The following is a 23,027-nucleotide window of genomic DNA, read 5'->3' as shown; positions in this document are numbered from 1 at the left end:
TGCGAGGCCTTTACATATCTGCCGGATGGCGCCGGGCAATCCCAACAAAATGTCGTTTAGCCTTTAATCGCCTTGACCAGATAATCAACGATATCGCCGGTTTTAATCAGCGATTTTTCACCGCTACGACGATATTTATACTCAATATCGTCGTTATCCAGGTTGCGATCGCCAATCACGATAGTATGTGGAATACCAATCAGCTCCATATCGGCAAACATCACGCCCGGGCGCTCTTTACGGTCGTCCATCAGCACTTCAATGCCCTGTGCACGCAATTCGCTGTACAGCTTTTCCGCCAGCTCCTGCACACGGAAGGATTTGTGCATATTCATCGGCAGAATAGCGACCTGGAAAGGCGCAATGGCGTCAGGCCATACAATGCCGCGCTCGTCAAAGTTCTGCTCGATAGCCGCGGCAACGACACGTGTTACGCCGATACCGTAGCAGCCCATTGTCAGGATCTGGTTACGGCCATCTTCACCCTGAACGGAGGCTTTCAGCGCTTCTGAATACTTGGTACCTAACTGGAAGATGTGACCCACTTCGATACCGCGTTTGATAAGCAACGTTCCCTGACCATCCGGACTCGGATCGCCGGCGACTACGTTACGGATGTCGGCAACAACAGGCGTCGCCACATCGCGATCCCAGTTAATACCAAAGTAGTGTTTACCGTCGATGTTAGCGCCAGCGGCAAAATCGCTCATGGCGGCAACGGTACGATCGATGATGACCGGAATCGGCATATTGACCGGGCCGAGGGAGCCAGGGCCGGCATTAATTACGGCGCGAATCTCTTCTTCAGTAGCGAAGGTCAGCGGGCTGGCAACGTGCGGCAGTTTTTCCGCTTTAACTTCATTCAGTTCATGATCGCCGCGAACCAGCAGAGCCACCAGCGGAGACTTGCTGTCTTTCACCGCTTTCACCAGCAGCGTTTTTACCGTTTTTTCAATTGGCAGGTTGAATTGTTCCACCAGCTCCGCGATGGTTTTGGCATTTGGCGTATCGACCAGAGTCATTTCCTGCGTCGCCGCTGCGCGCGGTGTTTGCGGCGCGATAGCTTCTGCCAGTTCAATGTTAGCCGCGTAATCAGAAACATCAGAGAAAACGATATCGTCTTCGCCGCTTTGCGCCAGCACCTGGAATTCATGCGAGGCGTTGCCGCCGATAGAACCGGTATCGGCCTGTACCGCGCGGAAATCCAGCCCCATACGGCTGAAGATACGGCTATACGCGGCGTACATGGCGTCATAGGTTTCCTGCAACGACTCCTGAGAGGTGTGGAAAGAGTAAGCATCTTTCATCAGGAATTCGCGCGAACGCATCACGCCAAAGCGCGGACGCACTTCATCACGGAATTTGGTCTGGATTTGGAAGAAGTTCAGCGGCAACTGCTTATAAGAGCTGAGTTCATTACGCACCAGGTCGGTGATAACTTCTTCGTGGGTCGGGCCGAGTACGAACGGACGCTCGCCACGGTCGACAAAACGCAGCAGTTCCGGACCGTACTGTTCCCAACGACCACTCTCTTGCCACAGGTCGGCTGGCTGAACGACTGGCATCGACACCTCGATAGCACCGGCGTTGTTCATCTCTTCACGCACGATGTTTTCGACTTTTTTCAGGACGCGCAGGCCGGTCGGCAGCCAGGTATATAACCCGGAGGCGAGCTTGCGGATCATCCCGGCGCGCAGCATCAGCTGGTGGCTGATAACCTCGGCGTCGGCAGGTGTCTCCTTCAGAGTGGAGAGCAGGTATTGGCTAGTACGCATGTTGTTACGGTTCCAGTTGAACGATCGAACAGGCTCAATGTGAGCCTGATACAAAAAAAGTGATTTAGTTTACCAGCGTGCAAGAGATGTCAAAAGAGAAGGGCGTGAAATTACCGTGGTTCCAGCGCAAACACTTCAAATCCCGTGTTAACCACACGCCAGCGCACGTTAAAATCATGCAGCCAGACGGCATAGGTTTTGCCCGTCTCTTCACCCTTACGATAAGCCGGGCGAGGATCTTGCGCCAGCACATCGCAAATAAATGTCCGTAGCTGCGGATAACGCCTTTCCAGCGTCGTAAGCTGTTGAGCCACTTCAGCGGTAAAACTCACGGGCATTTCAGCTATCGGCGCCTGTTGCGCATAGCTGGCGGCGGCGTCCGGTAAGGCCTCGGCAAACGGTAAATACGGTTTGATATCCACCACCGGCGTGCCATCCACCAGATCCAGACTGCCTAATTTCAGAATTACGCTCTCTTTCCGGCACTCGATACTTTTTAGCGCAACGAGCGACATGCCAATCGGATTGGGGCGGAACGTGGAGCGCGTGGCAAAAACGCCCATTCTGGCGTTACCGCCAAGACGGGGCGGACGAACTGTTGGCCGCCAGCCGCCGTCCATCGTCTGATGAAAAACGAAAAGTACCCACAAATGGCTGAACGCTTCCAGGCCGCGAACGGCATCGGCCTGGTTGTAAGGCGCTATCAGATGCAGTTCGCCGCAGGCGCTTTTGACCAGACCAGGCTGGCGCGGAACGGCGAATTTTTCTTTATAGGGGGAGCGAATAACGCCGATTTGTTCAAACTGAAAGCTGCTCATTTCGCCGAAATATTCAGGGCGGACCCGATACAAACCGCCTGACGGTAGCAGCCTGGCGTGCCGCTGGTAATTTCACAGCTGTGCAGCAGGACGGCGTTGGCTTTCATTTTAGATGCATTAATCTGCATACGCTTGCGCGCAGTTGGAATGTTAGGCGGAGAGTCTTGATTTGTCGCCTGACAGGATTCGCCGCTAACCTCGCCAAGATCGCGGAAAGGTTTGCCGACTAAGTCTTCAGCATTGGTGTAAATCCTGACGGGAGCGGCACGCGGCGCTTTAGGTTTCTCCGGCTCCGCTTTTGGCGGGGTTGCGGTGCTTTGAACGGGTTCAACAGGGGATCTGCTTAGCATGGAACAACCGCCCAGCATGAGTGCCAATAAACAGATCGGTAAAGCACGCATAATATTTCCTCAATGAATGTTCTAATTGCCAGATATTGAATCAGGAGCTTGCATAAATGACAAGACGGGCAATAGCCCGTCCTGAATAATATTACAGATTGTGGAATCAGCCTAAAACTTACCAGCCTTTCACCGCACCGCCATTAAAAACTTTATTTGCGGCTTCGTACACTTCATCAGACTGGTAAGCCTGAACGAATTTTTTCACATTCTCGGCGTCTTTGTTATCTTCACGCGTCACGATCAGGTTAACGTACGGAGAATCTTTATCTTCAACAAAGATACCGTCTTTCGCTGGCGTCAGGCCAATCTGGCTGGCGTATGTCGTATTGATGACCGCTAACGCGATCTGCGCGTCATCCAGCGAACGCGGCAACTGCGGCGCTTCCAGCTCAACAATTTTCAGATTTTTCGGGTTTTCCACGATATCCAGCGAGGTAGGAAGCAGACCGACGCCGTCTTTCAGTTTAATCAGCCCTACTTTTTGCAGCAGCAGCAGGGAACGACCAAGGTTGGTCGGGTCGTTAGGCACAGCGACCTGGGAACCGTCCTTGAGCTCATCCAGAGATTTGATTTTTTTGGAATATCCTGCAATGGGATAGACAAAAGTCTTACCAACGGAAACCAGTTTGTAACCGCGATCTTTGATTTGCTGATCCAGATACGGTTTGTGCTGGAAGGCATTGGCATCGATATCGCCTTTGCTCAGCGCTTCATTAGGCAGAACATAATCATTAAAGGTCACCAATTCCACGTCCAGACCGTATTTTTCTTTCGCGACTTTCTGCGCGACTTCGGCAACTTGCTGCTCTGCGCCAACGATTACGCCGACTTTAATATGATTCGGATCTTTTTCATCCTGACCGCAACCCGCAAGTGCCAGAGAACCAATCAGAGCACCCACTGCCGCAAAGGTTTTGAATTTGAACGCCATGCTTATTTCCTTAATGAGTATTTGTGTTGTGTTTAACGTTACTTATGCGTGACAGCCCTGACGATGCGATCGCCGGATAACTGAATTAAATAAACCAGAACGACGAGTAATACCAGCACCGTATTCATCACGGTAGCATTGTATCCAATATAACCGTACTGATAGCCGATTTGACCGAGGCCGCCTGCGCCGACGGCGCCGCCCATTGCGGAGTAACCGACCAGGGTGATCAGTGTAATGGTTGCCGCATTCACCAGACCAGGCAGCGCTTCCGGTAAAAGGATTTTACGTACAATTTGCAGCGGCGTGGCGCCCATCGCTCGCGAGGCTTCAATCAGCCCGGCAGGGATCTCTAACAACGCATTTTCCACCATACGGGCGATAAAAGGCGCGGCGCCGACGGTCAGCGGTACAATCGCGGCCTGCAAACCAATGGAGGTGCCGACAATTATTCGGGTAAAAGGAATCATCCACACCAGCAGGATGATAAAGGGAATTGAGCGGAAAATATTGACCACCGCAGAGAGGGAGCGATACAGCCTGGCGTTCTCCATAATCTGCCCCGGGCGCGTAACATACAGCAATACGCCGACCGGCAGGCCAATCACGAAACCGAAGAAACCGGAGACAAAGGTCATCGCCAGCGTTTCCCAGACGCCACGAACCAGTAACCACATCATTGCCTCAGACATAACCCAGTACCTCTACTTTCACATGGTGATCCTGCAGCCAGGCAATTGCGGCTTGCGTCTCTTCTTGTGTGCCGTGCATTTCCGTTAGCATAATGCCGAACTTCACACCGCCCGCGTAATCCATCTGCGCGCTGATAATATTATTGTTCACGTTGAAACGACGCGCGGTTTCAGAAAGCAGCGGGGCATCCACAGACTGTCCGGTGAATTCCATGCGCAGCATCGGCACGCTGTCAGTTTCCGGCGACGCTTTCAAACGCGCCTGGTAATCTTCCGGAATGTCCAGGTGCAGAGTGGACTGAATAAACTTCTGCGCCAGCGGCGTTTTAGGATGCGAGAAGACTTCGCTGACCGTATCCTGCTCAATAAGCTCGCCATTACTGATAACGGCAACGCAGTCGCAGATACGTTTCACGACATCCATTTCATGAGTGATAAGCAGAATCGTCAACCCCAGACGACGGTTGATATCTTTCAGCAATTCCAGAATCGAACGGGTCGTCGCGGGATCAAGCGCGCTGGTGGCTTCATCGCACAGCAATACTTTTGGATTGCTGGCTAACGCGCGGGCAATCGCGACACGCTGTTTCTGACCGCCGGAAAGATTTGCCGGATAGCTGTCGTGCTTGTCGCCAAGACCGACTAAATCCAGCAGTTCTGTGACACGGCGTTTGATCTCTTCCTTTGGTGTGTTATCCAGTTCCAGCGGCAACGCGACATTGCCAAACACGGTACGGGAAGAGAGCAGGTTAAAATGTTGGAAAATCATGCCGATTTGACGGCGAGCTTTGGTCAACTCAGACTCTGAAAGCGTTGTTAGCTCCTGACCGCCGACCTGAACGCTACCTTCGGTTGGGCGTTCAAGTAAGTTAACGCAGCGGATAAGCGTACTTTTACCGGCGCCGGAGGCGCCAATGACGCCATAAATCTGCCCGGCAGGCACGTGCAGGCTGACATTATTTAGCGCCTGAATGGTGCGTGTCCCCTGCTGGAACACTTTGGTAATATTCGAAAGTTTAATCATTGGTTATTTATTATCGTAATTAAGTTAGCCGTGGCATTTTCGTCTGTCTAATACGGTCAACGCCGTCAACAGAATGGATGTTAAGGCATCCAGACGTCTAAATCAATCAGGCTTTATACGATGAGCACTTTCTTGCCTGCTGAAACATGCGATACTAGCGCCACTTGCTTTACTCAGGAGCTATAAAAGGTGGCAAAGTCTGTACCCGCAATTTTTCTCGACCGTGACGGCACCATTAATGTGGATCACGGCTACGTACATGAAATCGATGCATTTGAGTTTATAGACGGCGTTATTGACGCGATGCGCGAGCTAAAAAAAATGGGCTATGCGTTGGTGGTGGTGACGAACCAGTCCGGAATCGCGCGCGGCAAATTCACTGAGGCGCAGTTTGAAACGTTAACCGAATGGATGGACTGGTCGTTGGCGGATCGCGATGTTGATTTGGACGGCATCTATTATTGTCCTCACCATCCGCAGGGCAGCATAGAAGAGTTCCGTCAGGTATGTGATTGCCGCAAGCCGCATCCAGGAATGCTTATCTCGGCGCGTGATTTCCTGCATATCGATATGGCGGCTTCTTATATGGTGGGAGACAAGCTGGAAGATATGCAGGCGGCAGCGGCGGCAAATGTCGGGACAAAAGTGCTGGTGCGTACGGGCAAACCGGTCACGGCAGAAGCAGAAAACGCGGCGGACTGGGTGTTAAACAGCCTTGCCGACCTGCCATCGGCGATAAAAAAGCAGCAAAAATAAGCGTTATGGATAAAAGATGAGCGGTTAAAACAAAAATGCATTTTTCCGCTTGTCTTCCTGAACCGACTCCCTATAATGCGCCTCCATCGACACGGCGGATGTGAATCACTTCACACAAACAGCCGGTCGGTTGAAGAGAAAAATCCTGAAATTCAGGGTTGACTCTGAAAGAGGAAAGCGTAATATACGCCACCTCGCGACGGTGAGCTGAAAGCCGCGTCGCACCTGCTCTTTAACAATTTATCAGACAATCTGTGTGGGCACTCGAAGATACGGATTCTTAACGTCGCAAGACGAAAAATGAATACCAAGTCTCAAGAGTGAACACGTAATTCATTACGAAGTTTAATTCACGAGCATCAAACTTTTAAATTGAAGAGTTTGATCATGGCTCAGATTGAACGCTGGCGGCAGGCCTAACACATGCAAGTCGAACGGTAACAGGAAGCAGCTTGCTGCTTCGCTGACGAGTGGCGGACGGGTGAGTAATGTCTGGGAAACTGCCTGATGGAGGGGGATAACTACTGGAAACGGTGGCTAATACCGCATAACGTCGCAAGACCAAAGAGGGGGACCTTCGGGCCTCTTGCCATCAGATGTGCCCAGATGGGATTAGCTTGTTGGTGAGGTAACGGCTCACCAAGGCGACGATCCCTAGCTGGTCTGAGAGGATGACCAGCCACACTGGAACTGAGACACGGTCCAGACTCCTACGGGAGGCAGCAGTGGGGAATATTGCACAATGGGCGCAAGCCTGATGCAGCCATGCCGCGTGTATGAAGAAGGCCTTCGGGTTGTAAAGTACTTTCAGCGGGGAGGAAGGTGTTGTGGTTAATAACCGCAGCAATTGACGTTACCCGCAGAAGAAGCACCGGCTAACTCCGTGCCAGCAGCCGCGGTAATACGGAGGGTGCAAGCGTTAATCGGAATTACTGGGCGTAAAGCGCACGCAGGCGGTCTGTCAAGTCGGATGTGAAATCCCCGGGCTCAACCTGGGAACTGCATTCGAAACTGGCAGGCTTGAGTCTTGTAGAGGGGGGTAGAATTCCAGGTGTAGCGGTGAAATGCGTAGAGATCTGGAGGAATACCGGTGGCGAAGGCGGCCCCCTGGACAAAGACTGACGCTCAGGTGCGAAAGCGTGGGGAGCAAACAGGATTAGATACCCTGGTAGTCCACGCCGTAAACGATGTCTACTTGGAGGTTGTGCCCTTGAGGCGTGGCTTCCGGAGCTAACGCGTTAAGTAGACCGCCTGGGGAGTACGGCCGCAAGGTTAAAACTCAAATGAATTGACGGGGGCCCGCACAAGCGGTGGAGCATGTGGTTTAATTCGATGCAACGCGAAGAACCTTACCTGGTCTTGACATCCACAGAAGAATCCAGAGATGGATTTGTGCCTTCGGGAACTGTGAGACAGGTGCTGCATGGCTGTCGTCAGCTCGTGTTGTGAAATGTTGGGTTAAGTCCCGCAACGAGCGCAACCCTTATCCTTTGTTGCCAGCGGTCCGGCCGGGAACTCAAAGGAGACTGCCAGTGATAAACTGGAGGAAGGTGGGGATGACGTCAAGTCATCATGGCCCTTACGACCAGGGCTACACACGTGCTACAATGGCGCATACAAAGAGAAGCGACCTCGCGAGAGCAAGCGGACCTCATAAAGTGCGTCGTAGTCCGGATTGGAGTCTGCAACTCGACTCCATGAAGTCGGAATCGCTAGTAATCGTGGATCAGAATGCCACGGTGAATACGTTCCCGGGCCTTGTACACACCGCCCGTCACACCATGGGAGTGGGTTGCAAAAGAAGTAGGTAGCTTAACCTTCGGGAGGGCGCTTACCACTTTGTGATTCATGACTGGGGTGAAGTCGTAACAAGGTAACCGTAGGGGAACCTGCGGTTGGATCACCTCCTTACCTTAAAGAAGCGTACTTTGAAGTGCTCACACAGATTGTCTGATGAAAAACGAGCAGTAAAACCTCTACAGGCTTGTAGCTCAGGTGGTTAGAGCGCACCCCTGATAAGGGTGAGGTCGGTGGTTCAAGTCCACTCAGGCCTACCAAATTTTCCCTGAATACTGCGTTGTGAAATAACTCACATACTGATGTATGCTTCGTTATTCCACGCCTTGTCTCAGGAAAAATTATCGGTAAAGAGGTTCTGACTACACGATGGGGCTATAGCTCAGCTGGGAGAGCGCCTGCTTTGCACGCAGGAGGTCTGCGGTTCGATCCCGCATAGCTCCACCATCTCGTGAGTGTTTACGAAAAAATACTTCAGAGTGTACCTGAAAGGGTTCACTGCGAAGTTTTGCTCTTTAAAAATCTGGATCAAGCTGAAAATTGAAACACAGAACAACGAAAGTTGTTCGTGAGTCTCTCAAATTTTCGCAACACGATGATGAATCGTAAGAAACATCTTCGGGTTGTGAGGTTAAGCGACTAAGCGTACACGGTGGATGCCCTGGCAGTCAGAGGCGATGAAGGACGTGCTAATCTGCGATAAGCGCCGGTAAGGTGATATGAACCGTTATAACCGGCGATTTCCGAATGGGGAAACCCAGTGCGACTCGTCACACTATCATTAACTGAATCCATAGGTTAATGAGGCGAACCGGGGGAACTGAAACATCTAAGTACCCCGAGGAAAAGAAATCAACCGAGATTCCCCCAGTAGCGGCGAGCGAACGGGGAGGAGCCCAGAGCCTGAATCAGCATGTGTGTTAGTGGAAGCGTCTGGAAAGGCGCGCGATACAGGGTGACAGCCCCGTACACAAAAGCGCATGTGCTGTGAGCTCGATGAGTAGGGCGGGACACGTGGTATCCTGTCTGAATATGGGGGGACCATCCTCCAAGGCTAAATACTCCTGACTGACCGATAGTGAACCAGTACCGTGAGGGAAAGGCGAAAAGAACCCCGGCGAGGGGAGTGAAAAAGAACCTGAAACCGTGTACGTACAAGCAGTGGGAGCACCCTTCGTGGGTGTGACTGCGTACCTTTTGTATAATGGGTCAGCGACTTATATTCTGTAGCAAGGTTAACCGAATAGGGGAGCCGGAGGGAAACCGAGTCTTAATTGGGCGTTAAGTTGCAGGGTATAGACCCGAAACCCGGTGATCTAGCCATGGGCAGGTTGAAGGTTGGGTAACACTAACTGGAGGACCGAACCGACTAATGTTGAAAAATTAGCGGATGACCTGTGGCTGGGGGTGAAAGGCCAATCAAACCGGGAGATAGCTGGTTCTCCCCGAAAGCTATTTAGGTAGCGCCTCGTGAATTCATCTCCGGGGGTAGAGCACTGTTTCGGCTAGGGGGCCATCCCGGCTTACCAACCCGATGCAAACTGCGAATACCGGAGAATGTTATCACGGGAGACACACGGCGGGTGCTAACGTCCGTCGTGAAGAGGGAAACAACCCAGACCGCCAGCTAAGGTCCCAAAGTCATGGTTAAGTGGGAAACGATGTGGGAAGGCCCAGACAGCCAGGATGTTGGCTTAGAAGCAGCCATCATTTAAAGAAAGCGTAATAGCTCACTGGTCGAGTCGGCCTGCGCGGAAGATGTAACGGGGCTAAACCATGCACCGAAGCTGCGGCAGCGACACTGTGTGTTGTTGGGTAGGGGAGCGTTCTGTAAGCCTGCGAAGGTGGCCTGTGAGGGTTGCTGGAGGTATCAGAAGTGCGAATGCTGACATAAGTAACGATAAAGCGGGTGAAAAGCCCGCTCGCCGGAAGACCAAGGGTTCCTGTCCAACGTTAATCGGGGCAGGGTGAGTCGACCCCTAAGGCGAGGCCGAAAGGCGTAGTCGATGGGAAACGGGTTAATATTCCCGTACTTGGTGTTACTGCGAAGGGGGGACGGAGAAGGCTATGTTGGCCGGGCGACGGTTGTCCCGGTTTAAGCGTGTAGGTGTGTGTTCCAGGTAAATCCGGTTCACTTTAACACTGAGGCGTGACGACGAGGCACTACGGTGCTGAAGCAACAAATGCCCTGCTTCCAGGAAAAGCCTCTAAGCATCAGGTAACATCAAATCGTACCCCAAACCGACACAGGTGGTCAGGTAGAGAATACCAAGGCGCTTGAGAGAACTCGGGTGAAGGAACTAGGCAAAATGGTGCCGTAACTTCGGGAGAAGGCACGCTGATATGTAGGTGAAGTGATTTACTCATGGAGCTGAAGTCAGTCGAAGATACCAGCTGGCTGCAACTGTTTATTAAAAACACAGCACTGTGCAAACACGAAAGTGGACGTATACGGTGTGACGCCTGCCCGGTGCCGGAAGGTTAATTGATGGGGTCAGCGCAAGCGAAGCTCCTGATCGAAGCCCCGGTAAACGGCGGCCGTAACTATAACGGTCCTAAGGTAGCGAAATTCCTTGTCGGGTAAGTTCCGACCTGCACGAATGGCGTAATGATGGCCAGGCTGTCTCCACCCGAGACTCAGTGAAATTGAACTCGCTGTGAAGATGCAGTGTACCCGCGGCAAGACGGAAAGACCCCGTGAACCTTTACTATAGCTTGACACTGAACATTGAGCCTTGATGTGTAGGATAGGTGGGAGGCTTTGAAGTGTGGACGCCAGTCTGCATGGAGCCGACCTTGAAATACCACCCTTTAATGTTTGATGTTCTAACGTGGACCCGTAATCCGGGTTGCGGACAGTGTCTGGTGGGTAGTTTGACTGGGGCGGTCTCCTCCTAAAGAGTAACGGAGGAGCACGAAGGTTGGCTAATCCTGGTCGGACATCAGGAGGTTAGTGCAATGGCATAAGCCAGCTTGACTGCGAGCGTGACGGCGCGAGCAGGTGCGAAAGCAGGTCATAGTGATCCGGTGGTTCTGAATGGAAGGGCCATCGCTCAACGGATAAAAGGTACTCCGGGGATAACAGGCTGATACCGCCCAAGAGTTCATATCGACGGCGGTGTTTGGCACCTCGATGTCGGCTCATCACATCCTGGGGCTGAAGTAGGTCCCAAGGGTATGGCTGTTCGCCATTTAAAGTGGTACGCGAGCTGGGTTTAGAACGTCGTGAGACAGTTCGGTCCCTATCTGCCGTGGGCGCTGGAGAACTGAGGGGGGCTGCTCCTAGTACGAGAGGACCGGAGTGGACGCATCACTGGTGTTCGGGTTGTCATGCCAATGGCACTGCCCGGTAGCTAAATGCGGAAGAGATAAGTGCTGAAAGCATCTAAGCACGAAACTTGCCCCGAGATGAGTTCTCCCTGAGACTTAGAGTCTCCTGAAGGAACGTTGAAGACGACGACGTTGATAGGCCGGGTGTGTAAGCGCAGCGATGCGTTGAGCTAACCGGTACTAATGAACCGTGAGGCTTAACCTTACAACGCCGAAGATGTTTTGGCGGATGAGAAGACGATTTTCAGCACTGATTCAGATTACATCAGAACGTAAAAACGGTCTGATAACAGAATTTGCCTGGCGGCACTAGCGCGGTGGTCCCACCTGACCCCATGCCGAACTCAGAAGTGAAACGCCGTAGCGCCGATGGTAGTGTGGGGTCTCCCCATGCGAGAGTAGGGAACTGCCAGGCATCAAATTAGAAGTATGGCATTAACTTTCGGGGCAGTTCACTACTCGACAGAGAGTAGGACAAAAGCGAAAGCTTTTGAACGTTGCGAAGCAACGGCCCGAAGGGTGAATCACGAAGTGATTCATAAACTGCCAGGCATCAAATTGCAGTAAACCGGGATGAAAATCCGGATTGTGACAAAGAAATTCGGTGGAGCGGTAGTTCAGTTGGTTAGAATACCTGCCTGTCACGCAGGGGGTCGCGGGTTCGAGTCCCGTCCGTTCCGCCACTTATTAAGAGCCCTGAGCATTAGCTCAGGGCTTTTTCTTTGCATGTCATTTAATTATTGCTCAATTCGCAAAAATCCTCTGCATTTCTCGCTCTTTTTCTGCAAAGCGCTGAAGGTCATAATCCCCTCAGTTAACGAACATAGTGATTAAAAAGAGGAATTCTATGACTATCCCTGCATTCGGTTTAGGTACTTTTCGCCTGAAAGACGACGTGGTTATCGCTTCTGTGAAAACGGCGCTTGAACTGGGCTACCATGCTGTCGACACTGCGCAAATCTATGATAATGAAGCGGCTGTTGGACAGGCGATTGCTGAGAGCGGCGTACCGCGTAATGAGCTGTACATCACCACCAAGATCTGGATTGAAAACCTTAGCAAAGACAAGCTAATCCCAAGCCTGAAAGAGAGCCTGAAAAAACTGCGTACCGATTATGTCGATCTGACGCTGATCCACTGGCCATCTCCGGGTGATGCCGTGTCTGTCGAAGAATTTATGCAGGCATTGCTGGAAGCTAAAAAACAAGGGCTGACTCGCGAAATTGGCATTTCAAACTTCACCATTCCGTTGATGGAAAAGGCTATTGCCGCGGTGGGCGCAGACCATATCGCCACCAACCAGATTGAGCTATCTCCGTATCTGCAGAATCGTAAGGTGGTTGACTGGGCGAAAGCGCACGGTATCCACATCACCTCTTATATGACGCTGGCATACGGTAAGGCGCTGAAAGATGAAGTGATTGCGCGCATTGCGGCTAAACATAATGCGACCCCGGCGCAGGTTATTCTGGCATGGGCAATGGGTGAAGGTTACTCCGTGATCCCTTCATCCACCAGGCGTGAAAATCTGGCAAGCAACCTGCTGGCGCAGGATCTGCATCTGGATGCCGAAGATAAAAATGCGATCGCGGCACTGGACTGCAACGATCGTCTGGTTAGCCCGGAAGGACTGGCTCCTGCCTGGGATTAATTACCCGATCCTTTGTACCTTTACCCCTCTTTCACAGCTCCTGCGGGAGCTGTTCTTATATATTCGCTCAAAAAGTCGATAAATGCCCGAATACGTGTGCTGACGGCGCGATCGCTGTAGTAAACGGCGCTGAAAGGCATTTCTACCGGCAGACGTTTATCGGCCAGCAGTTCCACCAGTTCTCCCCGCGCGATCTCTTTATCAATCATATAATCTGAAAGACATGCAATGCCGTTACCGTTCAGGCAAAGTTGTTTTAACGTTTCCCCGCTATTGGAAGAAATCCCACATTTGATCTCATGGAGCTGCCCGTCGCTACAGGCAATCGGCCAGGTATTGAGCGAAACAGGTTCTGAGAACCCCAGACACAGATGCCGTTTCAACTCTTCAACGGTCTCAGGCTTGCCAAAGCGGGCAATATAATCCGGCGAGGCGATAATCTTGCGATAGCTGGTAAATAACGGGCGCGCGCGCAGACTTGAATCTGTCAACGTGCCTGCGCGTATCGCAACATCCACTTTTCGTTCAATAAGATTGATGAACGTTTCTGAGGAGACAAGAGACAACGTTATTTCCGGATACCGTTCACGAAAAGGTTTAATCAGCGGCATCAGGAAATGCAGCATTACCGGCGTTGCCGCATCGATACGCAGTAAGCCGCGCGGGGTATTACGCGACTCCATGATTTCCGTTTCTGCGGCGGCCATTTCTTGCAGTATCTGCTGCACGCGCCTGAAGTATCGCTCTCCTTCTTCAGTCAGGCTCAGCTGTCGGGTCGTACGATTAAGCAGACTGACGCCGAGCTTCATCTCCAGCTTTTTAACTGCCCGGCTGACAGCGGAATTGGCCTGTCCAAGCTGCTCTGCCGCCCGGCTGAAGCTGCCGCTTTCCACGACAGCGACAAAAATTGCGAGTTCTTCGGAGGTGGCTTTCATTTTTGCTCCTGAAGCAAAATTAAATTGATATTTTGGCTATTTTTGTCATTAAAACATCCAGGCATACTGCGTGTCATCTGATTACTGCTGTTATGGAGTTATGTATGCCTCTCGCTTTATTTGCACTGACTATAAGTGCTTTCGCTATCGGTACGACTGAGTTTGTGATTGTCGGCCTGGTGCCGACCATTGCTCAACAACTGGCTATCTCGTTACCTTCCGCCGGAATGCTGGTTTCAATCTATGCGCTGGGTGTGGCTATTGGCGCGCCGGTGCTAACCGCGCTGACCGGACGCCTGCCGCGTAAACAGTTACTGGTCGCGCTGATGGTCTTGTTTACGGCGGGGAATTTGCTGGCATGGCAGGCACCGGGCTATATGACATTAATCGTCGCCCGTCTGCTGACGGGCCTGGCGCACGGCGTGTTCTTCTCGATTGGATCTACCATCGCGACAAGTCTGGTGCCAAAAGAGAAAGCGGCTTCTGCGATCGCTATTATGTTTGGTGGTTTAACGGTAGCTCTGGTCACGGGCGTGCCGCTGGGAACATTTATCGGTCAGCATTTTGGCTGGCGTGAGACCTTCCTTGCGGTATCACTGTTAGGCGTGATTGCGCTGATGAGCAGTCAACTGCTGATCCCGGCCAACATTCCCGGTCGGGCGGCCGCCAGCATTCGTGACCAGGTGAAAGTACTGACTCATCCTCGTCTGTTGCTGATTTACGCCGTTACGGCGCTTGGCTACGGCGGGGTATTCACGGCATTCACCTTCCTGGCGCCGATGATGCAGGATCTGGCGGGATTCTCCCCGGCAGCAGTAAGCTGGATCCTACTGGGTTATGGCGTATCTGTGGCTATCGGCAATATCTGGGGCGGTAAACTGGCGGATAAGCATGGTGCCGTGCCGGCTCTGAAATTCATTTTCGCCGCGCTGTTTGTTCTGCTGATGGTCTTCCAGGTGACGGCTTCCACGCAGTATGCCGCGCTGGCTACCATTCTGGTGATGGGGATCTTTGCTTTCGGTAACGTACCAGGGTTGCAGGTCTACGTGGTACAGAAAGCGGAACAATTCACGCCTAATGCGGTAGATGTGGCGTCAGGTCTGAACATTGCGGCGTTTAACATTGGTATTGCGCTGGGCTCCGTGATTGGCGGACAAACGGTGGCGCATTACGGTTTGGCGCAGACGCCGTGGATTGGCGCCCTCATTGTTCTGGTGGCTTTCCTGCTGATGGGTGTCAGCGGACGTCTTGATAAACCTGTACGCATTGCTCTGGAGTAAATTATTGATGTAAGCGCCTACTTACAAAACAAACTGCAATTGTTCGTTGAAAGTGAGTGCTAAAATCCCTATAACAGAAGAACCAGTCCGGTTGAGGACTGGTTGACGTTACAGAGGTTTGAAAGTCAAAAGTGCGAAAAAACACCTATGCGATGCGCTATGTTGCCGGACAGCCCGCCGAGCGGATTTTGCCGCCAGGGTCGTTTGCGAGCATTGGCCAGGCATTGCCCGCCGGGGAACCGCTAAGCAGTGAAGAGCGGATCCGTATCCTCGTGTGGAATATATTCAAGCAGCAGCGAGCCGAATGGTTATCGGTGCTGAAGAACTACGGCAAAGATGCGCATCTGGTCCTGTTGCAGGAGGCCCAGACGACGCCTGAACTGGTACAGTTTGCCACCGCTAACTATCTTGCCGCCGATCAGGTTCCCGCTTTTGTATTACCTCAGCATCCGTCTGGCGTCATGACGCTTTCTGCCGCCCATCCTGTTTACTGCTGCCCTTTACGGGAAAGAGAACCAATTTTACGTTTGGCGAAATCAGCCCTGGTGACGGTATATCCGTTGCCGGATACCCGTTTATTAATGGTAGTAAATGTTCATGCGGTAAATTTTAGTCTGGGCGTGGACGTGTACAGTAAGCAGTTACTTCCGATCGGCGACCAGATTGCGCACCATAGCGGCCCTGTCATTATGGCGGGGGATTTTAATGCCTGGAGCCGCCCACGTATGAATGCGTTGTACCGCTTTGCACGTGAGATGTCGCTGCGCCAGGTGCGTTTCACTGACGATCAGCGCCGTCGTGCGTTTGGACGACCGCTGGATTTTGTTTTTTATCGTGGTTTAAACGTGAATGAAGCCTCCGTACTGGTGACGCGCGCTTCCGATCACAATCCGCTACTCGTTGAATTCAGTCCCGGCAAACCTGAGCAATAAAGGTGCGTCAGGTCTGCCGTGGGGCAGGCCTCTGCGGGTGCTGCCCTCTATTTTTCTCATAACAGAAGGGCACTACCATGACAACGCATTCCCACCATGACAATGTTGAAAAGCAGTTTGGTTCACAGGCGAACGCCTATTTACATAGCGCCGTTCACGCAGCGGGTCGTGACTTAGCGCGGCTGGCGCAAAGGCTGTCTGATTTTTCCCACGCGAACGTACTGGATATGGGATGTGGGGCTGGACACGCGAGTTTTGTCGCTGCGCAACATGCCAACTCGGTCGTGGCATACGATTTATCCGCCAGCATGCTTGAGGTTGTCGCTGGAGCGGCGGAAGAAAGACATTTAAGTAATATTACTCTCCGCCAAGGCTATGCCGAAAAACTGCCCTTTGAAGATGCATCGTTTGAGGTGGTGATTAGCCGCTATTCCGCGCATCACTGGCACGACGTTGGTCAGGCATTGCGTGAGGTTTATCGTGTATTAAAACCCGGCGGCGTGCTGATTATCATGGATGTCATGTCGCCTGGACATCCTGTACGCGATATCTGGCTGCAAACGGTGGAGGCGTTACGCGACACGTCGCATGTCCGTAACTATTCCAGTGGCGAATGGCTGACGATGGTCAATAACGCGATGCTGGTAACGAATACCGTGATAACCGATCGTTTATCGCTGGAGTTTCGCTCATGGGTAACGCGGATGCGTACGCCAGCGCCGTTGGTTGAGGCGATTCGATTATATCAGGCGAGTGCCCCGGTAGAGGTGAAGCGTTATTTTGAGTTGCAGGATGACGGCTCGTTTAGCAGCGATACTATCATGCTGGAAGCGCATAAAGCGGTATAGCAATTTAAAAGGCGCCGGGGGAAGCGGCGCCTTTTGGCTTTTTCGTCGGACAATATCAGGAGTCTGGCGTGCTATTGTCCTTCACAAACAACGTAAGCTGATCGCCCGGTTGTAGATTATCCGTATCATGGTTCCAGCGCATCACATCTTTGATATTCACCCCGTGACGTCTGGCGATACTGGAAAGCGAATCGCCTTTACGGACACGATAGGTAATGCTATCGCTATTGTTAGCCAGTCGTTGCGCGCTGCTGCCAGCGCCCACGGTCAGGCTTTGCCCGATTTTCAGGCGCGAACCACGCAGGTTGTTCCACTGCTGCAAGTCCTTCGTGCTTACGCCAAGCCGCGAAGCAATACCGGAAAGCGTATCGCCAGAGCGCACCTTATAGCTACGGCTATTCAACGGCGTATTGTCGGCGATCAGTTGGGACTGAACGGCGTCAATCTCACCGGAAGCCAGCGACTCACGCAACTGCTCGGCATGCTTTTTGGGCACCATAACATATTGCGGACCGCTTACGCCTAAGGTAGACCCTTTTACACCGGCATTAAACGTCTTCAGCTTGCTGATAGACATGCCCGCCATATCCGCAACCTGCGCCATTTCAACTGGACTGTTTAAACGAACTCGTGCCAGCGCTCGGCTTTCATCTGTTGTTGGCAGACGTACGCCGTAGCGTTTGCTGTTTTTGAGAATTTCACTCAATGCCAGCATCTTAGGTACGTAGAGTTTTGTTTCTCTGGGCAAAGAAAGCGACCAGAAATCCGTCGGTTTTCCACGCGCTTTGTTTGCTTTAATTGCCCGCATAACACGGCCTTCGCCGCTGTTATACGCTGCAACGGTTAACAGCCAGTCGCCGTCAAACATTTTGTTCAGACGCTGCATCATGTCTAACGCGGCGGTCGTAGAGGCTACAACATCGCGACGCGCGTCATAATTACGGGTCTGCTTTAAACCATAATTGCGCCCTGTGCTCGGTATGATCTGCCAGATGCCTGCGGCATTGGCGCCAGACGTTGCGTGAGGATCAAAAGCGCTCTCCACTATGGGTAGTAGTACCAGCTCCATAGGCATGTTACGTTTCTTAACCTGCCCCGCTATCCAGTACATATACGGCTCTGCCCGTAAAGTTACATCGTGGAGATAGCTCTTATTGCGTAAATACTTCTGTTTCTGTTCGCGAATCCGGCTGTTTTCCGGAATTCCCATCTTTAGCTCGTCGCCAATGAAAGCCCACAAGTCCTGATCTGGCGCGATAGACGTTCCGTCGTCCATCCATCGTGCCTGACTCGTAAACTTTCCTGCTTCCCCTTGACCAGCTGCAGAAAGGCTCTGTGCGTGCTGTTGGACGTTGCCAGTGTTCTGAGACGTCTGGCACCCCACAAGCAGGACAGAGGCGAGTAATATCGCTTTTGCCTTCATGTGTGTGTCAATAGTTGCTTAAAAGACGACCGATCATAACGGCGAAGTTAGCGAATGACAAGTAAGAATTATCAGAACGTGTCTTTCTTTGACCTTAACCATGCAAAACGCGCTTCTGGTTGTTGCAATATTGTTTCTTTGTTAATTTCATTAATTAAATCAATATCTTCTGTTCTTAAAAAAAGATTAATCTTACGCTCATTTTTAAGAATAACGGGTAGTGTCATTTGTTTTTTTACACGTAACTCTTTAACTTTACGATAATATTCATTTATGAACGAATCGTGCGGAAGTATGCTCAATGCGAACTTAATGTTAGCTAAAGTGTATTCGTGAGCGCTGCAAATGAGTGTGTCGTCAGGCAGAGAGTTAATTTTCATAAGTGACTGATACATCTGTGATGGCGTGCCTTCAAACAGTCGACCACAGCCGCCGGAAAACAGCGTGTCGCCGCAGAATAAGTAAGGGTGGCTAAAGTAACAGACGTGTCCTAACGTGTGACCCGGCGTGGCAAAAAGAGTAAATTTCTCGCCTAAAACGCGAATAGTATCGCCATCGCCCACAAGATGGGTTGCTCCCTTGTCTTGCGTTTCCGCCGGTCCATAAACCGTCATTTGCGGGAAGTGTTGCAACAGCTCTTTGACTCCGCCAACATGGTCGTGATGGTGATGCGTCAGAAAAATCGCCTCCGGCATCCACTTATGTTCAGCAATGGCCTTTAAGACGGGGGCCGCTTCGCCGGGATCAACAATCACACAGCGGCTTTCATCATTGGTCAGCACCCAGATGTAATTGTCCTGAAACGCGGGAATACTGTTAAGATTCATATATTACCTCTCAAATAATTAGCGGAAGGTTGCGATGAAACCGGCAAGGCTCTCTCAAACTGTCGTTGCGCCCGGATGTTGGGGTGAGTTGCCCTGGGGCAATTACTACCGTGAGGCGCTGGAACAGCAGCTAAATCCGTGGTTTGCAAAAATGTATGGTTTCCATTTGCTTAAAATCGGTAATTTAAGCGCAGAAATCAATTCCGAAGCGTGCGCGGTCTCCCATCAAGTGAATGTTTCATCGCAGGGCTCACCGATGCAGGTTCTGGCCGATCCGCTACACCTTCCTTTTGCAGATAAATCCGTCGATGTTTGTCTGCTGGCGCATACTTTGCCGTGGTGTACCGACCCGCACCGTTTATTGCGGGAAGCCGACCGCGTATTGATTGATGACGGTTGGCTGGTCATCAGTGGATTTAACCCGCTGAGTTTGATGGGGTTACGTAAACTGGTACCCGTTTTACGTAAAACACCGCCCTATAATAGTCGGATGTTTACCCTTATGCGGCAACTGGACTGGCTGTCTTTACTCAATTTTGAAGTGCTACATTATAGCCGTTTTCATGTCTTACCCTGGAAAAAGCAGGGGGGGCGGCTTTTAAATACGCATATCCCGGCGCTGGGCTGTTTACAGCTTATTGTGGCCCGTAAGCGGACCATCCCGCTTACGCTTAATCCGCTGCGACATAATAAAAGTAAAACCCCTATCCGCCAGACCGTTGGCGCCACCCGGCAATATCGCAAACCGGATGGCTAAGCTTCCGCCTGGTAGCCACTATCTTCCTGCGTGGGATTCATTGCCGCGGCGCGCGCCAGTTCATCACAACGCTCGTTTTCGGGATGGCCTGCATGGCCTTTGACCCATACCCATTTGATTTGATGCTGACCTAACGCAGCATCGAGACGTTTCCAGAGATCGACATTTTTTACGGGTTTCTTTTCCGCAGTTTTCCAGCCGCGTTTCTTCCAGTTATGAATCCATTGGGTAATTCCTTGCCGCACATATTGGCTGTCGGTGCTCAATGTTACTTCGCAATGTTCTTTTAACGCTTCAAGCGCGACGATCGCCGCCATCAGTTCCATACGGTTATTGGTGGTCAGCGTGTAACCTTCACTAAACGTTTTTTCATGACCGCGATAGCGTAAGATAGCGCCATAACCGCCAGGCCCTGGATTCCCCAGGCAAGAGCCATCGGTGAAAATTTCTACCTGTTTAAGCATCTCTGGTAGACTTCCTGTAATTGAAATCGATAACAAAACGCAAGTCTGACATAAATGACCGATATGAGCACTGCAATTACACGACAGATTGTCCTCGATACCGAAACCACCGGTATGAACCAGATAGGCGCGCACTATGAAGGTCACAAGATTATTGAGATCGGTGCGGTTGAGGTGATAAACCGTCGTCTGACCGGCAACAATTTTCATGTTTACCTGAAGCCGGATCGGCTGGTGGATCCGGAGGCGTTTGGCGTACACGGTATTGCCGATGAGTTTCTGCTGGATAAGCCGGTTTTTGCTGATGTGGTCGATGAGTTTCTTGATTATATCCGCGGCGCGGAGCTGGTCATCCATAACGCATCGTTCGATATCGGCTTTATGGATTATGAGTTTGGTCTGCTTAAACGCGATATTCCTAAAACCAATACTTTCTGCAAAGTTACCGATAGCCTGGCGTTGGCGCGGAAAATGTTCCCCGGCAAGCGTAACAGCCTTGATGCGCTGTGTTCGCGTTATGAGATAGATAATAGCAAACGTACTTTGCACGGCGCATTGCTCGATGCCCAGATCCTTGCCGAAGTGTATCTGGCGATGACGGGCGGACAAACGTCCATGACGTTTGCGATGGAAGGAGAGACGCAACGGCAGCAAGGTGAAGCGACCATTCAGCGAATCGTTCGTCAGGCCAGCCGGTTACGGGTCGTTTTTGCCTCTGAGGAAGAGCTGGCTGCGCATGAATCGCGGCTTGATCTGGTGCAGAAAAAGGGCGGAAGTTGCCTTTGGCGGGCGTAATTTATTCCTTTTTAGGCTATAAAAATCATCCTTCGGGCGATTTTTGCAGCAACTGATTCAAAAGGTGAGAAAAAGCGTTGACGGGCGACACCGCAAACCGTAATATTCGCCTCGTTCCCAGCGGGAACATCACGGAGCGGTAGTTCAGTTGGTTAGAATACCTGCCTGTCACGCAGGGGGTCGCGGGTTCGAGTCCCGTCCGTTCCGCCAGATACAAATCTCAGGGTGTTTTTTTACATCCTGTGAAGTAAAAAAAACCGTATCACTGTAAAAGGGATACGGTTTTTTTTCGTCTTCAAGAAGTTCCACCGTCTATCGTGGAATCTGACGCAAATGGGCCTACGCCTGGATGACGAACAGGATATTACCGCCACTTCTTTCACTGTCATGGCTATTTTGATCCCACTGACATTTAAGGCGCGGCCTCATGGCGGTGCTTAACCGGGATCGGGACATGTTCAGCGCAGAAGCAGACTGCGTAATGTTGATGTCACTCAGATAATCACGGAGAACCGCCAGACATGCGCATCATCACTCCAGGGCATCCCACTTCTCCAGCAACTCCACCGGGATCTCATTGATCACCTCCGAGAACCGTTTTCCCACCAGTCTTTCAGCCTGACGTAACAGTGGGATGGTCGGGCTGCTGGGTTCACTGCTCTCAAACCAGCGACGAATGCACCGCAGGCGTTCCAGCGCATCATTACGATCGCGAATTGGCCCCGGTTCAGCATTATGTGGGAGGGATATACCGGGTGGCGCGTTGACAGGCGGCACATCCTCTGCCCGTGCCGGAACGGCATTATCCATAACCGTGCCTGCGGGGTCTGGCACTGGCGCTGGCGACGGAGGGATTTCCGGTGTGGTTGTCTGTACCACGTCAGGCAGCAGCGCTAACAACTGCCGCAGGCGTGAAAAATCTGGAGCCAGATCGCCTAATGTCTCACGCGCCCACACTTGCAGGCGTTCTGCGCTTTCCTGCGCTTCGCGAAACGCCGCCAGCGGTAATGCCCCACGGGCTTCGAGGTCGGCCAGTTGCTGGCGGACGGATTCGGGGGCCAGCGCATCAGCCGGGCGAGGGGCGGATAACGCGCGCTCGACATCCCGTACCTGCAGGCGCAGGACGGCACTGTTTGACAGCGTGATACCGCGAATGTCCGCCATCACGCCTTCGTGATCCAGCAGCGCCGCCAGGGCATTACTGCGCGCCAGCGCCGCATCTTCAATAGATTCTGCGGGTGCGCCTTCGCCGGTAAGCAGCTGTGGATGGAGTGCATCAGACCAGATTACGCTCAGTTCTGCCAGTTGTGTGAGCATTTCCGCCAGTCCCTGTGCGCCAGCCTGCTGGATGCGACTGCGCAGCAGCAGGATCAACACCCGGATATCCTTACTGCGCGTGAGCAGACGGCGCGCATCACGCTCAATTTCCGGCCAGTTCACGGCTTCCGGCGTACTGACAAAATCACCATATTGCGCCTCCGCCTGGGGGGCGGCGCGGCTGAACAGCAGCAGGTATTCCGGATCGTACTCCGGATCGGGGCCGCAGGGTTGTTCCGCGCTTACCGGTTTAGTCAGGGACATGTCCATA

General features: G+C 52.1%; 18 protein-coding genes, 4 tRNA genes and 3 rRNA genes. 14 read left to right on the top strand and 11 right to left on the bottom strand.

What is annotated here, in order from left to right; all coding sequences use genetic code 11:
- Positions 1-56: 56 nt before the first annotated feature.
- From proS to metN, 6 genes are all read right to left on the bottom strand, one after another.
- A complete protein-coding gene (gene proS / locus HU143_RS17860; protein ID WP_001260683.1) occupies positions 57-1,775 on the bottom strand; it encodes a proline--tRNA ligase in 1,719 nt (572 codons plus the stop codon).
- Positions 1,776-1,885: 110 nt separating this feature from the next.
- Positions 1,886-2,593 carry a tRNA (N6-threonylcarbamoyladenosine(37)-N6)-methyltransferase TrmO gene (gene tsaA, locus HU143_RS17855; RefSeq protein WP_000093991.1) on the bottom strand — a complete coding sequence of 236 codons (708 nt, stop codon included), beginning with the start codon at positions 2,591-2,593 and terminating at the stop codon, positions 1,886-1,888.
- Positions 2,590-2,994, bottom strand: coding sequence for an Rcs stress response system protein RcsF (gene rcsF / locus HU143_RS17850; protein ID WP_001202315.1), 405 nt, complete (start codon positions 2,992-2,994; stop codon positions 2,590-2,592). Before rcsF ends, tsaA begins: the two co-directional genes overlap by 4 nt.
- Positions 2,995-3,112: 118 nt before the next feature.
- Positions 3,113-3,928 (bottom strand): methionine ABC transporter substrate-binding lipoprotein MetQ, encoded by an 816-nt coding sequence (metQ, locus tag HU143_RS17845; protein ID WP_000874215.1) that lies wholly within the window; start codon positions 3,926-3,928, stop codon positions 3,113-3,115.
- Between the two features lie 38 nt (positions 3,929-3,966).
- Positions 3,967-4,620: a methionine ABC transporter permease MetI gene (locus HU143_RS17840; RefSeq protein ID WP_001287486.1), complete on the bottom strand. Its 654-nt coding sequence runs from the start codon at positions 4,618-4,620 to the stop codon at positions 3,967-3,969.
- Positions 4,613-5,644 (bottom strand): methionine ABC transporter ATP-binding protein MetN, encoded by a 1,032-nt coding sequence (gene metN / locus HU143_RS17835; RefSeq protein ID WP_000594021.1) that lies wholly within the window; start codon positions 5,642-5,644, stop codon positions 4,613-4,615. The genes HU143_RS17840 and metN overlap by 8 nt, the downstream gene beginning before the upstream one ends.
- Before the next feature lie 189 nt (positions 5,645-5,833).
- Here metN and gmhB point away from each other — a divergent pair, with 189 nt between their 5' ends.
- The 8 genes from gmhB (at position 5,834) to dkgB (ending at position 13,178) form a co-directional block, all read left to right on the top strand.
- Complete coding sequence (gene gmhB / locus HU143_RS17830; RefSeq protein ID WP_001140158.1) at positions 5,834-6,400, top strand: D-glycero-beta-D-manno-heptose 1,7-bisphosphate 7-phosphatase; 567 nt, start codon at positions 5,834-5,836, stop codon at positions 6,398-6,400.
- Positions 6,401-6,769: 369 nt separating this feature from the next.
- A 16S ribosomal RNA gene (locus tag HU143_RS17825) occupies positions 6,770-8,311 on the top strand.
- 69 nt (positions 8,312-8,380) lie between these two features.
- Positions 8,381-8,457, top strand: a tRNA-Ile gene (locus HU143_RS17820).
- A gap of 111 nt (positions 8,458-8,568) precedes the next feature.
- Positions 8,569-8,644 (top strand) — tRNA-Ala (locus HU143_RS17815).
- 182 nt (positions 8,645-8,826) lie between these two features.
- Positions 8,827-11,732 (top strand): 23S ribosomal RNA (locus HU143_RS17810).
- Positions 11,733-11,826: 94 nt separating this feature from the next.
- Positions 11,827-11,942: ribosomal RNA gene (rrf, locus tag HU143_RS17805) — 5S ribosomal RNA — on the top strand.
- The 16S, 23S and 5S rRNA genes sit together here with 3 tRNA genes alongside, the layout of an rRNA operon.
- 191 nt (positions 11,943-12,133) lie before the next feature.
- A tRNA-Asp gene (locus HU143_RS17800) sits at positions 12,134-12,210 on the top strand.
- A 164-nt stretch (positions 12,211-12,374) separates the two neighbouring features.
- Positions 12,375-13,178 (top strand): 2,5-didehydrogluconate reductase DkgB, encoded by an 804-nt coding sequence (dkgB, locus tag HU143_RS17795; RefSeq protein ID WP_023227766.1) that lies wholly within the window; start codon positions 12,375-12,377, stop codon positions 13,176-13,178.
- 20 nt (positions 13,179-13,198) lie between these two features.
- Here the strand turns inward: dkgB and yafC are convergent, their stop codons facing one another.
- Entirely contained in the window at positions 13,199-14,113 is a 915-nt protein-coding gene (yafC, locus tag HU143_RS17790) for a DNA-binding transcriptional regulator YafC (protein ID WP_000648534.1), read from the bottom strand.
- Between the two features lie 104 nt (positions 14,114-14,217).
- On the opposite strand from yafC, the gene HU143_RS17785 reads away from it, so the two are divergent.
- From HU143_RS17785 to HU143_RS17775, 3 genes are all read left to right on the top strand, one after another.
- Complete coding sequence (locus HU143_RS17785; RefSeq protein WP_001127535.1) at positions 14,218-15,393, top strand: MFS transporter; 1,176 nt, start codon at positions 14,218-14,220, stop codon at positions 15,391-15,393.
- 131 nt (positions 15,394-15,524) lie between these two features.
- On the top strand, positions 15,525-16,325 hold the full coding sequence (locus HU143_RS17780) for an endonuclease/exonuclease/phosphatase family protein (RefSeq protein WP_001230970.1): 801 nt from the start codon (positions 15,525-15,527) through the stop codon (positions 16,323-16,325).
- A gap of 77 nt (positions 16,326-16,402) precedes the next feature.
- Entirely contained in the window at positions 16,403-17,173 is a 771-nt protein-coding gene (locus tag HU143_RS17775; RefSeq protein WP_000207222.1) for a class I SAM-dependent methyltransferase, read from the top strand.
- 55 nt (positions 17,174-17,228) lie between these two features.
- On the opposite strand, the gene mltD is transcribed toward HU143_RS17775, so the two are convergent.
- The gene (gene mltD, locus HU143_RS17770) at positions 17,229-18,596 is read right to left on the bottom strand and encodes a murein transglycosylase D (RefSeq protein WP_000644706.1); all 1,368 of its coding nucleotides are present in this window, start codon (positions 18,594-18,596) and stop codon (positions 17,229-17,231) included.
- A gap of 71 nt (positions 18,597-18,667) precedes the next feature.
- Positions 18,668-19,423: a hydroxyacylglutathione hydrolase gene (gloB, locus tag HU143_RS17765; RefSeq protein ID WP_001052780.1), complete on the bottom strand. Its 756-nt coding sequence runs from the start codon at positions 19,421-19,423 to the stop codon at positions 18,668-18,670.
- A gap of 34 nt (positions 19,424-19,457) precedes the next feature.
- Here gloB and HU143_RS17760 point away from each other — a divergent pair, with 34 nt between their 5' ends.
- Positions 19,458-20,180, top strand: a complete 723-nt coding sequence (locus tag HU143_RS17760) for a class I SAM-dependent methyltransferase (RefSeq protein WP_000801238.1) — start codon at positions 19,458-19,460, stop codon at positions 20,178-20,180.
- Here HU143_RS17760 and rnhA read toward each other — a convergent pair.
- On the bottom strand, positions 20,177-20,644 hold the full coding sequence (rnhA, locus tag HU143_RS17755) for a ribonuclease HI (protein WP_000917872.1): 468 nt from the start codon (positions 20,642-20,644) through the stop codon (positions 20,177-20,179). The two genes, HU143_RS17760 and rnhA, sit on opposite strands and share 4 nt — an antisense overlap.
- Positions 20,645-20,707: 63 nt before the next feature.
- Between rnhA and dnaQ the strand changes: the two genes are divergently transcribed.
- The gene (gene dnaQ, locus HU143_RS17750; protein WP_001670675.1) at positions 20,708-21,439 is read left to right on the top strand and encodes a DNA polymerase III subunit epsilon; all 732 of its coding nucleotides are present in this window, start codon (positions 20,708-20,710) and stop codon (positions 21,437-21,439) included.
- Between the two features lie 133 nt (positions 21,440-21,572).
- A tRNA-Asp gene (locus tag HU143_RS17745) sits at positions 21,573-21,649 on the top strand.
- A gap of 321 nt (positions 21,650-21,970) precedes the next feature.
- On the opposite strand, the gene HU143_RS17740 is transcribed toward HU143_RS17745, so the two are convergent.
- Positions 21,971-23,026, bottom strand: coding sequence for an ImpA family type VI secretion system protein (locus HU143_RS17740; protein ID WP_000367614.1), 1,056 nt, complete (start codon positions 23,024-23,026; stop codon positions 21,971-21,973).
- Position 23,027: the final 1 nt, after the last annotated feature.

The sequence above is a fragment of the Salmonella sp. SJTUF14076 genome (assembly GCF_015534835.1).
In the GTDB taxonomy this organism is placed as follows: domain Bacteria; phylum Pseudomonadota; class Gammaproteobacteria; order Enterobacterales; family Enterobacteriaceae; genus Salmonella; species Salmonella enterica.
The sequence above is the reverse complement of the archived record's forward strand: the minus strand, read 5'-3'. Positions and strand labels throughout refer to the sequence as shown.